The 14,056-nt window shown below is 41.1% G+C and carries 10 protein-coding genes; 9 read left to right on the top strand and 1 reads right to left on the bottom strand.

What is annotated here, in order from left to right; all coding sequences use genetic code 11:
• Nucleotides 1-381 precede the first annotated feature (381 nt).
• From tolQ to tolB, 4 genes are all read left to right on the top strand, one after another.
• Nucleotides 382-1,095: a protein TolQ gene (tolQ, locus tag ACFIKH_RS00195; protein WP_375606538.1), complete on the top strand. Its 714-nt coding sequence runs from the start codon at nucleotides 382-384 to the stop codon at nucleotides 1,093-1,095.
• Nucleotides 1,096-1,110: 15 nt separating this feature from the next.
• The gene (gene tolR, locus ACFIKH_RS00190; protein ID WP_375625263.1) at nucleotides 1,111-1,563 is read left to right on the top strand and encodes a protein TolR; all 453 of its coding nucleotides are present in this window, start codon (nucleotides 1,111-1,113) and stop codon (nucleotides 1,561-1,563) included.
• 107 nt (nucleotides 1,564-1,670) lie between these two features.
• Nucleotides 1,671-3,131 (top strand): cell envelope biogenesis protein TolA, encoded by a 1,461-nt coding sequence (locus ACFIKH_RS00185; protein WP_375670674.1) that lies wholly within the window; start codon nucleotides 1,671-1,673, stop codon nucleotides 3,129-3,131.
• 43 nt (nucleotides 3,132-3,174) lie between these two features.
• On the top strand, nucleotides 3,175-4,500 hold the full coding sequence (tolB, locus tag ACFIKH_RS00180) for a Tol-Pal system beta propeller repeat protein TolB (RefSeq protein ID WP_375626543.1): 1,326 nt from the start codon (nucleotides 3,175-3,177) through the stop codon (nucleotides 4,498-4,500).
• A 1,092-nt stretch (nucleotides 4,501-5,592) separates the two neighbouring features.
• Here the strand turns inward: tolB and ACFIKH_RS00175 are convergent.
• The gene (locus ACFIKH_RS00175; RefSeq protein ID WP_005774608.1) at nucleotides 5,593-6,339 is read right to left on the bottom strand and encodes a YebC/PmpR family DNA-binding transcriptional regulator; all 747 of its coding nucleotides are present in this window, start codon (nucleotides 6,337-6,339) and stop codon (nucleotides 5,593-5,595) included.
• 367 nt (nucleotides 6,340-6,706) lie between these two features.
• On the opposite strand from ACFIKH_RS00175, the gene ACFIKH_RS00170 reads away from it, so the two are divergent.
• The 5 genes from ACFIKH_RS00170 (at nucleotide 6,707) to ftsH (ending at nucleotide 13,895) form a co-directional block, all read left to right on the top strand.
• Entirely contained in the window at nucleotides 6,707-7,402 is a 696-nt protein-coding gene (locus ACFIKH_RS00170; RefSeq protein ID WP_375625266.1) for a DUF1013 domain-containing protein, read from the top strand.
• Between the two features lie 201 nt (nucleotides 7,403-7,603).
• Nucleotides 7,604-8,125, top strand: coding sequence for a peptidoglycan-associated lipoprotein Pal (gene pal, locus ACFIKH_RS00165; protein ID WP_375626541.1), 522 nt, complete (start codon nucleotides 7,604-7,606; stop codon nucleotides 8,123-8,125).
• A 52-nt stretch (nucleotides 8,126-8,177) separates the two neighbouring features.
• Nucleotides 8,178-10,124: a tol-pal system protein gene (locus ACFIKH_RS00160; protein WP_375670672.1), complete on the top strand. Its 1,947-nt coding sequence runs from the start codon at nucleotides 8,178-8,180 to the stop codon at nucleotides 10,122-10,124.
• Between the two features lie 18 nt (nucleotides 10,125-10,142).
• Nucleotides 10,143-11,630, top strand: a complete 1,488-nt coding sequence (tilS, locus tag ACFIKH_RS00155) for a tRNA lysidine(34) synthetase TilS (RefSeq protein ID WP_375648421.1) — start codon at nucleotides 10,143-10,145, stop codon at nucleotides 11,628-11,630.
• 114 nt (nucleotides 11,631-11,744) lie between these two features.
• Nucleotides 11,745-13,895, top strand: a complete 2,151-nt coding sequence (ftsH, locus tag ACFIKH_RS00150; RefSeq protein WP_375670670.1) for an ATP-dependent zinc metalloprotease FtsH — start codon at nucleotides 11,745-11,747, stop codon at nucleotides 13,893-13,895.
• Nucleotides 13,896-14,056: the final 161 nt, after the last annotated feature.

Genomic DNA, 14,056 nt, shown 5'->3' with positions numbered 1-14,056 from the left:
ATGAATGTTTTCAAGTGCTAAGACTTATCACTGCATTTTAAGTTTAAAACGTGTATGAGGGTTTAGCTTTCTTTTCATGAGCGTAAAGATGGTGGTGCATAATAGATTTGATATCACGCATTTTTATATCTTTTATTTTTATAGCATTTATGGGGAAGGCTTTATCGTTATATTTTTCATAAATGCTGTTGTGAAATGAGGGGTGTGTGTGTTGAGGGATGTCTCTCGTCATCACTTTTTAAGGAAATTTAAAAAACAAGTCTTGTTTTAGCGCATGGATTTATGTGAGACTAAAGTTTTTTACTTAAATTTAGAAACTATAAAATAATCTGTTTTATAGAATTTTAAAAAATACACCTTTTATTTAGAGGGACAAAAATTATGCCGCATGGTGAACTAACGAATCCGGAAACAATTGGAATGTTGCATTTGTTTATGCAAGCGAGTTGGATCGTGAAAGGTGTTATGATCGGGTTGCTGCTCGCTTCCATTTGGAGTTGGGCAATTATTTTTGATAAAATTTTTACGTATCGGAGAATACGGCGTGAAATAAAGCAGTTTGAACGTACATTTTGGTCAGGCAAAGCGCTAGAAGATCTTTATGCATCATGTAAAAGTCAACGCACCAATAGTATATCCGCAGTTTTTATGGCGGCAATGGTTGAATGGAAAAAATCTCTTGAAAAAGGGACCCATACATCGAAAAGTTTGCAGAGCAGAATTGATAAGGCTATGGATTTGACGCTGGGGCGTGAAAGTGAAAAAATAGAATCAAAATTAAGTTTTCTTGCGACATTGGGATCTGCGGGACCCTTTATCGGACTTTTTGGAACAGTTATTGGTATTATGGAGTCTTTTCTTTCTATTTCAGCTTCTCAAAATACATCACTTGCCATTGTCGCGCCAGGGATTGCAGAAGCGCTTTTGGCAACCGCTATTGGTTTGTTTGCAGCAATTCCAGCCGTTATTGCTTATAACAAGTTGACTCATGAAAGTGCGCGCATCATTGCACAAATAGAAAATTTTGCCGATGAATTTTCAACAATTGTATCGCGGCGTATTGATGAAACACGCACAGCACCTTCCTCTTTATAAAAAGGAGCTTATCCCATGGGAATTTCTGTTGCTTCTTCTTCTCGGAAAAATAAACGTAGGCGCCATCATTCACGAAGCCAACTGATGAGTGAGATCAATGTTACTCCTTTTGTGGATGTCATGCTGGTCTTGTTGATTATCTTTATGGTCTCTGCTCCCCTTTTAGTGAACGGTGTTCCTCTAGATTTGCCTCGTAGTCAAGCGGGTCCTGTACGAGCTCAAAAAACGCCCCTTACGGTTTCACTTGACGCGCAAGGGCGTTTTGCCATTAATCAAGATTATTATGAAACGTCACAAGCACTGATTGCACACCTTAAAACTCTTCTGGAAGAAGATGCTACACAAAAAGATCAACGGGTTTTTGTGCGGGTTGCTAAAACTGTTGAATATCAACAAGTATTAAAACTGCTGGCAGATATTCAAAAAGCGGGGTTTTCTCAAGTTGCGTTAGCAAGTCTAGCACAATAAATAATAAGTGATAAAATTTCGCATACCCTGTTGTTTTTAAAATGTTTTTAAGAGAGCATAGAGTGATTAAAAATGAAAAAATATAAGTCATAAATAAGGCATAAAGAATGAACAAAGACTCCTATCATAGCATGAAACGAGGCTTGGCTTTATCCCTTGTGGTCCATGTCATTTTTCTCAGTTGGGGAGCCGTTCAGTTTACAAGCTCTGTCTCTTTACCACAACCATTGGAAGCAATTCCTATCACTCTTGCTCCTTTAGTGGACGAGTTGTCCTCTCAACAAGGATCCGTGAAGGCTCCCATCCGTGCAATTCCTGCCGTTAAACCAACTATGCAACCACCAGAGAAAGAAGATGCACGCCATATTGGAGAGGGACAAATAGATAGTCTAGCACCTTTTCAACCAAAGGAAAAACTGCGTTCTGTTGAAACAGCATCGCTACCACCAAGCAAGAACACGTCAGAAACATTTGCACCCGAACTTACAAAACCAGAATTATTAGAAGCAAAAACAGAGGATACTCCTAAGGTTGCGCCTGAGATGCCTTTGAGCACGCCGGAGGATACTCCCAAGGTTGCACCTGAGATGCCTTTGAGCACGCCGGAGGATACTCCTAAGGTTGCGCCTGAGATGCCTTTGAGCACACCGGAGGATACTCCCAAGGTTGCGCCTGAGATGCCTTTGAGCACACCACCGGAGGATACTCCTAAGGTTGCACCTGAGATGCCTTTGGAGGCACCACCGGAGGATACTCCCAAGGTTGCACCTGAGATGCCTTTGGAGGCACCACCGGAGGATACTCCCAAGGTTGCACCTGAGATGCCTTTGAGCGCGCCGGAGGATACCTCTAAGGTTGCACCTGAGATGCCTTTGAAGGCTCCGGAAGATGCGCTCAAGCCTGCGCACAAAAATGAAGAGATGATATCGCCAAAAGAATTGGCTCCAATGGTACAGAAGGTACCAGCAGAGCAGATTGTTCATCAAGCACCCAAAATTACACTTCCAGAAAAATTTTTTCTTCCACAGTTTAAACCAAAATTTGACGAAGAATTTCCAAGGAAGAAAGGGGCTGCATTGAATCAAAAGAAGCCAAAGCTTAACAAGAAAAACCAAGAGAAACAGACCATTGAAGATATTTTAGCACTGGAGGAAAATAATTTGCTCAATCGTGCGCGGTCACAAGGAGGGGGAGCAAAACGTTCTCATACACCAGAAGCTTTGGGTGCAAGAAAAAACATTGATGATACCACAAAAATGGCACAAACATTGGTCAATATTGCGGGGGGATGTATTCAACAGAAGCTTAAACTTGTGGCGCTTGGTGGCGATTTAAAAAACCGTCCGGTTGTGCGGTTGCGATTTTATTTAGATCGTGAAGGGATGGTTATGGGCGATCCTATCATTGATCCCGTAAGTGGTCTTGAGAGTCAACAAGCTATTATGATGAGGCAGGTGTATGCCGCTGTCTTTTCATGCCAACCTTATGCAGATCTCCCACGTGATCAATATGATCTATGGGGGCAAGGTTTTGACTTTAATGTTGATCCCCTCCAAGAAATAAGATGATGAATGAGAAAAAATAAATTGGCTTAACGAAAGGACACATTCCATGATGACTATAACGAGACATAAAGTTTTAGCTTGGTTTATTGTCACTTGTGGGTTGTGGCTTTCAAGTATTTCATCGGGCTATGCGCAATTGAAAGGGACTATTTCGAGCGCTGATTTTAATCCCATTCCCATTGCAATTACAGACTTTATTTCCAATGATTCGATTGGGTTGAAAATATCTGCTGTGGTGACCGCTGATCTTGAGCGGTCGGGGCTTTTTTTACCGCTTAATAAAGAAAATTTTCTTGAAAATATTTCTAATCCTAATAAACAACCGCATTTTGCGTCTTGGCAGAAAATAAAAGCGCAAGGTTTAGTTACGGGGCAAGTCATGAGAGAAATCGATGGACGTTTGAGGGTCGATTTTCGTTTATGGGATGTTTTTGGACAAAGACAATTGAAAGGACGGCGTTTTTATACCGCGACAGAACGTTGGCGGCGTGTGGCACATATGATCGCAGATGAGATCTATAGTGAGATGACAGGAGAAAGTGGTTATTTTGATACACGAATTGTTTTTATCGATGAAACAGGCCCCCAAAATGCACGCATTAAACGCTTAGCAATGATGGATCAAGATGGCGCAAATTTGATTTATATGTCTGATGGAAGTGAATTGGTGCTTACACCGCGGTTTTCCCCAAAAAGACAAGAAATGACCTATATGGCTTATGAGGACAATCAAGTACCTCATGTTTATCTTCAACAAATTGAAATGGGACAAAGAGAGTTGATCGGAACGTTTAATAACATGACAATTGCTCCGCGTTTTTCTTCTGATGGACAAAAGGTCATCATGAGTTTGTTACAAAATGATGGCAGTGCAAATCTTTACACCATGGATTTACGAACCCGTACAATGACGCGACTTACTACAACTTCTGCTATCGATACTTCTGCTTCTTATTCACCGGATGGAAAACAAATCGTCTTTTCCTCAGATCGTAGTGGAAAGCCGCAAATCTATAAAATGAATGCGGATGGGAGTGATATTCAGCGTATTTCTTCAAACGATGGGAGTTATTCGACACCTATTTGGTCACCACGGGGTGACTATATCGCCTTTACAAAACAATTAAGCGGACAATTTTCTATTGGTGTTATGCGCCCTGATGGACAAGGAGAACGAATTTTAACCACAGGGTTTCACAATGAAGGACCAACTTGGGCCCCTAATGGTCGTGTGCTGATGTTCTTTCGCAAAAATCCCGGTATGGGACCAAAAATTTATACGATTGATATTACGGGTCGCAATGAACGACAACTCCCTACACCCAATGATGCTTCGGATCCAGCATGGTCGCCTTTGCTCAATATACAGTAAAACAAAATGCTTAAAAACAGAACATAGAAGGAATATGGTCTATACAGTCTCAAGGTTACACAATATCAGTTTACACAATCTCAATTGTCTTTAATGATTTAAAAGAAGAAATTGATTATAGTGGGCATGGGGAGTTATGTAGATTTCATCCATTATCTACGGTTGTTTATTGATAATGGAATTTCCTTGGGGGAAAATGCTTAAAAAAATTCAAAACAATACCTTGAAAAAATAGAGTCGAAAATTCTGAGGTCTCTAGATTTCAACTTTTTATTCAAAGTGTCGCTATATATTTTTGACTTCCTCTTCGATCTAGTTTGCGAAGAGTCTGGACTCTTGTCAAGGGTGTTTTTCTGCTGCTCTCTGAAGTGTTTTATTTAAGTACGCTGTTGTTTTAGGTCTGAATATTGACTGATCGGTAATAGCAAAAGGACAGATTTTTAAAATAAATGACGTTATTTTATGAAACATACGACGCCATAAAGTTAATACTATAAAGTCAAAAATTTATCCGCAACGGATTAGAGAAATATAACGGCTTTTTGTACAATACTTTGCTAAACAATCAGCTCTGGCTTTCCATTTGCTTATTTTTATTCTGTGTTTTTGTCAAAACACTGTCATTTGAGGTGTGGCGATATAGGGCATATAAACCTCCTTGAGATATTTAAGTATTTTTTTAAGTGCGTGGCGAATATTTAGGGGAGTGTGTATTTTTTGAGCCGTAAGTTTCAAGTGAATTCCATGGGTGATTCGTCATAGAAATACGTCAAGAAAATCCGAATTGTTTATAGACCGGATCATCTTCATTACTTGAGGGTGGGGAGGTTAATCTTAAAGAACAAAAAGATCAAATAGAGAGGGGCTATAGGGATAATCTTTGGGGTATGTAAGAAAGGCCTGAGACTAAAGAGTTTTTTATGTTTTATTTTTTGGTGATGTTTTCTGGAATTAATGGCGGTTTTCTTGTTGCACCAACGGTTAGTCCCCGCTATTGACGCGGGGTTTTTATATGTGCGGATAAAGAGGAGAGCTGACAGATGCTTTTGAAGCCCTCATGAATGAAGAGAGGGCTTATGCAAATGGTGGGAATTATACAGATAATTTTGCCAAAATCTCATCGCTGACATCAAAATTGGCATAAACATTTTGTACATCATCATCTTCTTCTAATGTTGAAATCAGCCGTAAAACGGACAAAGCTTTTTCTTCATCTATTGGTGCAAGGGTGGTGGCTTTCCAAATCGTTTTAATCGATTCTGCTTCACCAAGTTTTGCCTCAAGAGTTTTGGAAACTTCACCAATATCTTCAAATGCGCAGGTAATATGATGTCCGGTTTCTTCTGATTGCACATCTTCGGCACCGGCTTCAATCGCTGCATCCATGATGTTATCGGCTGTTCCTGCTTCTGGCTTATAGATGATTTCACCAATCCGATTAAACATGAAACTGACCGATCCTGTTTCTCCTAGGGCTCCTCCTGATTTTGTGAAGGCGGCGCGCACATTTGAAGCGGTGCGGTTGCGGTTATCAGTTAAAGCTTCAACAATGACGGCAACGCCGCCTGGTCCATAGCCTTCATAGCGTACTTCATCATAATTTTCGACATCGGTGCCTGAAGCTTTTTTAATCGCGCGTTCAATATTATCTTTCGGCATCGATTGTGCTTTGGCATTTTGAACAGCCAGCCTTAAACGGGGATTCATGGCTGGATCAGGAGCACCTTGTTTTGCTGCTACGGTAATTTCGCGCGCAAGCTTAGAAAATATTTTCGAGCGCATTGCATCTTGACGCCCTTTACGGTGCATAATATTTTTAAATTGTGAATGGCCTGCCATAGTTTTCCTTCCTATTTGAGGGCTTTCTTTCTAGTTGGATACTCTTTAGAATTTAAGACAATAAAATACGCATCCCACCAGAATAAATGTGCCACAGCATGAGGTGAAATAATCGAATAAACCCTTTATAAGAAAATTCATCTTAAAGGTAAAGACACCTTAGTTGAGGATCATTACAAGAGAGATCTCTTGTCGTTGGGAAAAAATAACGCTATAACAGAATGTAATCTCATGGCAAAATGGTTTATTCCATGCCTCGCTTTGTTTTAGGAGTGGTTGGAGAGACCTAACGTATAAAAAGTTCTAGTGCTCTTGAGTGGGCGGTAACCGGCCTCATAGGAAGAGGCGCAGAAGAGGATTTATAAAAATGGCAACGCAACTTTTGATGCCCAAAGCAACAGCTGTTTGGTTGGTTGATAATACAGCTCTTTCTTTTGATCAGATTGCAGAATTTTGTAAATTGCATGTCTTGGAAGTAAAAGCTATTGCTGATGGTGATGCGGCTTATGGTATTAAAGGTTTAGATCCGATTAGTTCTGGACAATTGACGCGCAGTGAAATTGCACGGGTGGAGGCTGATCAAAACGCACGCTTGAAAATTTCTCAATCTAGGGTGCATATTCCTGAAAAAAAACGAAAAGGGGCGCGCTATATCCCTCTTTCTCGACGCCAAGATCGTCCCAATGGTATCCTATGGTTGGTCACGAACCATCCGGAGTTGAAAGATGCACAAATTGCACGGTTGATTGGGACAACAAAAGCGACAATTGAACAAATCCGCCTTAGAACCCACTGGAATAGTGCAAATTTGGTTCCTCTTGATCCTGTAGGACTTGGTTTGTGTTCGCAAATCGATTTAGATTTTGAGCTCCAGCGTGCAGCGAAAAATCGTCCTGTTGCTGCAGAAGAAGATAGGTCGTTGCTTCCCGCTTCTGTGACGGAAAACGCTGACCTAGAGGAAAATGAGAGTGAAGACAATCTGCATAAGACTTTTGATGCTGATAAAGTTTTTGCAAAGCTGAACGCGCTGCAAAAAAATCGTCAAGATCAAGATGATGCATAAAAAGCCATGACGTATAAGGAAAACATTTCTTATGGAAATGTTAGAGGAATGGCTGGAGAGAGAAAATTTGGCAGAGACTCAAAAATAAAAATGATGACCAAAAAAATAGAAAAATTTCGTCTTCATTAGGAATTAACGGTTATTCTTGGAAATCTTTTTAAGAATTTACCTTTCTTTATGACACTCAAGGAGAAACGGACTATGCGCTCTACCAAAAAAAAACTCTCTCATTCTTTAGCTATCCTCTTTCTTTTCTCACTATGCCTGGGTGGGTGTGGCAAAAAAAATGTCGGTGCACTTAACGGTATGAATGGCGCTTATATGAATGATGCTGGTTTGAACCAGGTGTCACCAGGCTCAGGACAAGAATTTACGGTTAATGTGGGTGATCGCGTGTTTTTTGGTCTCGATTCTTCTTCACTTGATGCTGATGCTGAACGTATTTTAACGCGCCAAGCAGAATGGTTGCTTCATTATCCTTATTATTCTATTATGATCGAAGGTCATGCTGATGAGAGGGGAACACGTGAATATAACTTGGCACTTGGACAGCGCCGCGCTGTTGCTGTGCGAAACTATTTGGTATCTCTAGGTGTGTCTGAACAACGGATTCAAACAATTTCTTACGGAAAAGAAAGACCTGTAGCAGTATGTGATGATATTTCCTGTTGGAATCAAAATCGACGTGCAGTAACAACGTTGAGTGACATGAATAGTCATTAAAAAGAAGATTGTTTGTTTCAACTATTCAATGAGCTCTTAAGGGGAAAAAGGAATGTATCGTAAAATCAATTGGAAAACACTCTTTTATATGGCGGTTTTCATAGCTTGTTCTACTTCACTTGTTCAAAGTGCGGCACGAAAGGCTTCCGAATATCCTGCACATGATACAGATAAAGTTGATGCAGTTGATAAGGCATCTGATGCGGAGGAAAAAGCCACTGACACTGTTGATAAGGCTATTGATGCTGTGAAGACAGCACCTGAAGCAGCAGATAAAGCGGCATCTAGCGCGGAGGAAAAAGCTACTGACGCTGTTGATAAGGCTATTGATGCTGTGAAGAAAGCACCTGAAGCAGCTGATAAAGCGGCATCTAGCGTGGAGGAAAAAGCCACTGACGCTGTTGATAAGGCTATTGATGCTGTGAAGACAGCACCTGAAGCAGCTGATAAAGCAGCATCTAGTGCGGTGGAAAAAGCCACTGACACTGTTAATAAGGCTATCGATGCTGTGAAGACAGCACCTGAAGCAGCTGATAAAGCAGCATCTAGCGTGGAGGAAAAAGCTACTGACGCCGTTAATAAGGCTATCGATGCTGTGAAGAAAGCACCTGAAGCAGCTGATAAAGCAGCGTCTAGTGCGGTGGAAAAAGCTACTGACGCTGTTGATAAGGCTGTCGATGCTGTGAAGAAAGCACCTGAAGCAGCTGATAAAGCAGCATCTAGCGTGGAGGAAAAAGCTACTGACGCTGTTGATAAGGCTATCGATGCAGTGAAGAAAGCACCTGAAGCAGCTGATAAAGCAGCATCTAGCGTGGTGGAAAAAGCCACTGACACTGTTAATAAGGCTATTGATGCAGTGAAGACAGCACCTGAAGCAGCTGATAAAGCAGCGTCTAGTGCGGTGGAAAAAGCTACTGACGCTGTTGATAAGGCTGTCGATGCTGTGAAGAAAGCACCTGAAGCAGCTGATAAAGCAGCATCTAGCGTGGAGGAAAAAGCTACTGACGCTGTTGATAAGGCTATCGATGCTGTGAAGACAGCACCTGAAGCAGCTGATAAAGCGGCGTCTAGTGTAGTGGAAAAAGCCACTGACGCTGTTGATAAGGCTATTGATGCAGTGAAGAAAGCGCCTGAAGCAGCTGATAAAGCAGCATCTAGCGCGGTGGAAAAAGCCACTGACGCTGTTGATAAGGCTATTGATGCAGTGAAGAAAGCGCCTGAAGCAGCTGATAAAGCAGCATCTAGCGCGGTGGAAAAAGCCGCTAGTGTTGTGGAGCACCAAGGGATTATTTTAGAGAATCAACAGGCTTTATTTAAAGATTATGATTTAGATAAGCTTTTGCATAAAATACGAATGGTGCTTGAGCATAACAATCTAAAAAATGTTAACAAGCAGTTTCATGGACTTTTTGATCAAAAAGCCTCTTCTGTTTATTCTTGTTCTTTTGAAAAGTCCGCTGTGGATGAAAAATCTCAGACTGTAAAAGAAGAGATGGAGCAGGACCATAGTGCAGGTGATCAGACACAGGTTGCTGCTGTGGAAGCTAAGGTGGAGAGCCATGATCATGAAAACACTAAACATTTTAAAAAAGCGCATGAAGTAAGTGCTCCAATTGAAGCATATCAGAGTGACAATCTTTCTTCTTCTAAAGCTTTGTATAAGGAAGGGTATGATTTTATTCGTTCTGCCAACTATGTTGATGCTGAAAAAAGCTTTTGCGCTTTTCAAAATCGTTACAAAAAAGATTCTTTGAGTGATGATGCTTTATTTTGGTTGGCTGAATCTTTGTTGGGACAAAAACGCTATCATGAAGCAGCGCAAGTTTATCTTACCGCATGGTATGCAGATAAAAAGAAGCTCTATACCTCTGAGATTTTGCTGAAATTAGCAAGAAGTATGGTCGCTCTTGAGCCAAATAAAGACGATTGTGCTCATTTTGTGAAAAAATCAAAACGTCAAAACACACTAGAGTCTATTTTTTGTAAACCTGCAGAATAAATAGCGAGGTCGTTTTCGGTGTGCGTTAGACTGGCAAGAAATCTCTTTAAAACATCGGATTTTATTCAATGTCAGAAGTTGATTCTTGCCGTCTCAGGGGGGAGTGATTCTTTGGCTTTGATGCTTTTGGTCAAAGAGCATTTGGAAACTCTCTCAGTTCCTCCAGAAATGATTGTTGTCACGGTTGATCATCAATTGCGTAAAGAATCGACGCGTGAAGCAGAAACTGTTGCGAAAATTTGTCGCGTTTATCACATTAAACATATCGCTGTGCGGTGGGAAGGCGAAAAACCAAAGACGCATATTGCTTCCAGTGCTCGTGTTGCACGCTATGATCTTTTGGTTAAAGAAGCACAAAAACAAGGTGCATCAGTTATTATGACGGGCCATACACTCAATGATCAGGTTGAAACCTATCAAATGCGTTATCAACGTCTCCAAAAAAATAGAGGTGCGTTGCACGGTGAAGTTGGTGCCATGCGTGATGAGGTTTATTCCAGTGGTTTTGCCGGTTCTTTGCGCGGTGAAGCCGAGGGTATACATGATGAGGATCATGCCAGAGAAACGAGAAAAAATATTGCCGAAAAAAACTATGGTCTCCTCTATGAGCGTGGTTTATCCTGTATTCCGCGTGAAGCGTTGTTGCATAGAAAAGTACGTTTGATTCGTCCACTCCTTGGTGTAAAACGCCAAACATTACGGAATTATTTACGCTTACAAGGACAAACATGGATTGATGATCCAACCAATGAAGATCGCAAATTTGAGCGTGTGCGCGTGCGTCAATCTCTTCATCCTGAAAAATTGGCTTATATTGCTCAAAAAATAAATGAAGCCGCATTGCAGCGTCGTCAACAAGCGAAAAATATCGCTGATTTGATCTTAGCGCTGGATATTACTGTTCAACATGGGCGTTGTTTCATAGCAAAGCCTGCGCTATTTTTACAGAAACATTCCAGTTTTCCTTTTGTGGTGGGGCTCTTTGCGGTGCTGATGGGAGGGGGATTTTATTTACTTCCCAATCAGAAATTAAGCATGCTTGTTCAAAAACTCTGTCTCGATTCTCCAGAAAAGAAGCGTTTTACTTATGCGGGCTCTGTTATTGAATATAACAAGCACGGAATTTCTTTGTGGCGTGAAGGGCGAAATATGAAAGAGGCTATCGTTGAGCCAGATAAAACTTTTATATGGGATGGGCGTTATCAGATCACAAATCATGGATCTGAGGCTATAAAGGTTGGAGCCGCAAATTTAGAACAGCTGAAATTTTTATTAAAAAATAGCGATTTTGAGCTTGAAAAGCCTCATTTTCCCTCTTTACAATCGCTGCTGATGATCTCAAATCACAAAGGGTATGATATTCCAGAGTTGATTTCTCAAGCAGTTGTTCATAAACATGTTATAATCAAGCGTATTATGGCACCTTTCGATTGGCTTTCTTCACGAGAAGATGCTGCCTTGGTAAATGTTGTGGAACCTTTTTTTAATATTAAGGTGAAAAGATAAAGGAAAATTACTCTAAAAGAAAATAAACAGCTTCTCATCTCTTGGCAAGGGGCTGACAAGGTTATATGTTAAGGGGAACTGTTTGAAATCTATATTTGATTAAGTGGGCTGAATATGAATTCCAATTACCGCTCTCTCCTTATTTGGGGAGTTATTGCCTTCATTTTGATTGTGTCGTTTTCTCTCTTTAATGGAGATAGTCAGCGTTCTGGTGGTGGAGAAGTCTCCTATTCTGAATTTTTGCAAAAAGTTGAGAATAATGAGTTGAAATCTGTGACCATTCAAGGTCAAAAATTAACAGGACAAACCATTGAACATAGAACTATCTCAACCTATGCTCCTCGCGATCCAGGTTTGATACAAAAATTGGAAAGCAAAAACGTTAATGTTAAAGCTGTTCCGGAAAGCTCTGGAAATAGCATTTTCCTCAATCTCCTCTTTTCCTTATTGCCTGTTATTATTATCGTGGGGGCGTGGGTCTTTTTTATGCGGCAAATGCAAAATGGATCACGCGGTGCAATGGGATTTGGGAAATCAAAAGCAAAATTGCTTAATGAAGCGCAAGGACGTGTTACCTTTAAAGATGTTGCTGGCGTTGAAGAAGCAAAGCAAGATCTTCAAGAAATTGTTGAATTTTTACGCGAACCACAAAAATTTCAACGCTTAGGGGGACGTATTCCACGCGGTGTTTTGCTTGTTGGTCCTCCTGGAACCGGTAAAACTTTGCTAGCACGTTCTGTGGCAGGTGAAGCCAATGTGCCATTCTTTACCATTTCAGGATCTGATTTTGTTGAAATGTTTGTTGGTGTTGGGGCGAGCCGTGTGCGCGATATGTTCGAACAGGCTAAAAAAAATGCACCTTGTATTATTTTTATCGATGAAATCGATGCTGTTGGACGTCATCGGGGGGCTGGACTTGGTGGTGGAAACGATGAACGTGAACAGACCTTAAATCAGTTGCTTGTCGAGATGGATGGGTTTGAGCCCAATGAAAGTATTATTCTTATTGCCGCAACAAACCGTCCCGATGTGCTTGATCCCGCTTTGTTAAGACCAGGGCGTTTCGACCGACAAGTTGTTGTGCCAAATCCTGATGTTTCTGGGCGTGAACAAATCTTGAAAGTGCATGTGCGCAACGTGCCTTTAGCACCTAACGTTGATTTGAAAATTTTGGCAAGGGGAACACCAGGATTTTCCGGTGCAGACCTGATGAATTTGGTCAATGAAGCTGCTCTTATGGCTGCGAGCCGTAATAAAAGAGTTGTCACGATGCAAGAATTCGAAGATGCCAAAGATAAGGTGATGATGGGGGCTGAACGTCGTTCAACTGCTATGACACAAGAGGAAAAAGAACTCACTGCTTATCACGAAGCAGGGCATGCTATTGTGGCTCTTAATGTGCCAGTTGCTGATCCTGTCCACAAAGCAACAATCGTTCCAAGGGGAAGAGCATTAGGAATGGTGATGCAATTGCCTGAAGGCGACCGCTATTCCATGAGTTATCGGTGGATGATTTCTCGTTTGGCTATTATGATGGGTGGACGTGTGGCTGAAGAATTAAAGTTTGGAAAGGAAAATATCACATCCGGTGCTTCTTCTGATATTGAGCAAGCAACTAAACTAGCACGCGCAATGATCACACGGTGGGGATTTTCTGATCTGCTTGGAAATGTAGCTTATGGCGATAACCAAGATGAAGTCTTTTTGGGTCATTCTGTTGCGCGAACACAAAATGTCTCTGAAGAAACAGCGCGCATGATTGATATGGAAGTGCGTAAGCTTATTGATGATGCCTATAAAAATGCGACCAACATTTTGAAAACAAAAAGAAAAGAATGGTTTGCTTTGGCACAAGGTTTGTTGGAATATGAGACTTTAACGGGAGCTGAAATTAACGAAGTTATTGCAGGAAAGCCTCCTTCACGCACACAGAAAGATGAGAATGCTACGCCACGGGGATCTTCTGTTCCAAAAACTGGAAAAATGAAGACAGAGACAACAGTGGAAGATGAAAAAAACGCTAACACAGCGCCTCATAAAGTAGAGATCAGTAAACTAGAGGCAGACAAAGCAGAGGGAGTTGTTGGGAAAAAAACAGCAAAATCCGGTAATGTTGAGCCTAAGGAGGCTCAGTCTAATGAAGTCCGATCGGATGAGACTGAGAAAAAAGCGCAAAGCACAAAAGGTACCACAAAATCAGTCAACCGCTCTAAAAGTAATGCTGAAAAGAAGTCCAATACTGCGGGAGATGATAAAGAAAAATAAGAACTGCTTAATAACGCTTGAGTAACGATGTTTTAGGAAAACTTCTAAATTCTTTGAGAAAGGCGCAAGCAAAGCTTGCGCCTTTAATGTAATATTTGCAAAAATATGGAAGCAAAAAATTAAGCAAAGCTGTTGTATGATGACAGTTTTAGCAGGCGATA

This window comes from Bartonella sp. SD1336NMGDW (assembly GCF_042193565.1).
Lineage (GTDB): Bacteria > Pseudomonadota > Alphaproteobacteria > Rhizobiales > Rhizobiaceae > Bartonella > Bartonella grahamii.
The sequence above is the reverse complement of the archived record's forward strand: the minus strand, read 5'-3'. Positions and strand labels throughout refer to the sequence as shown.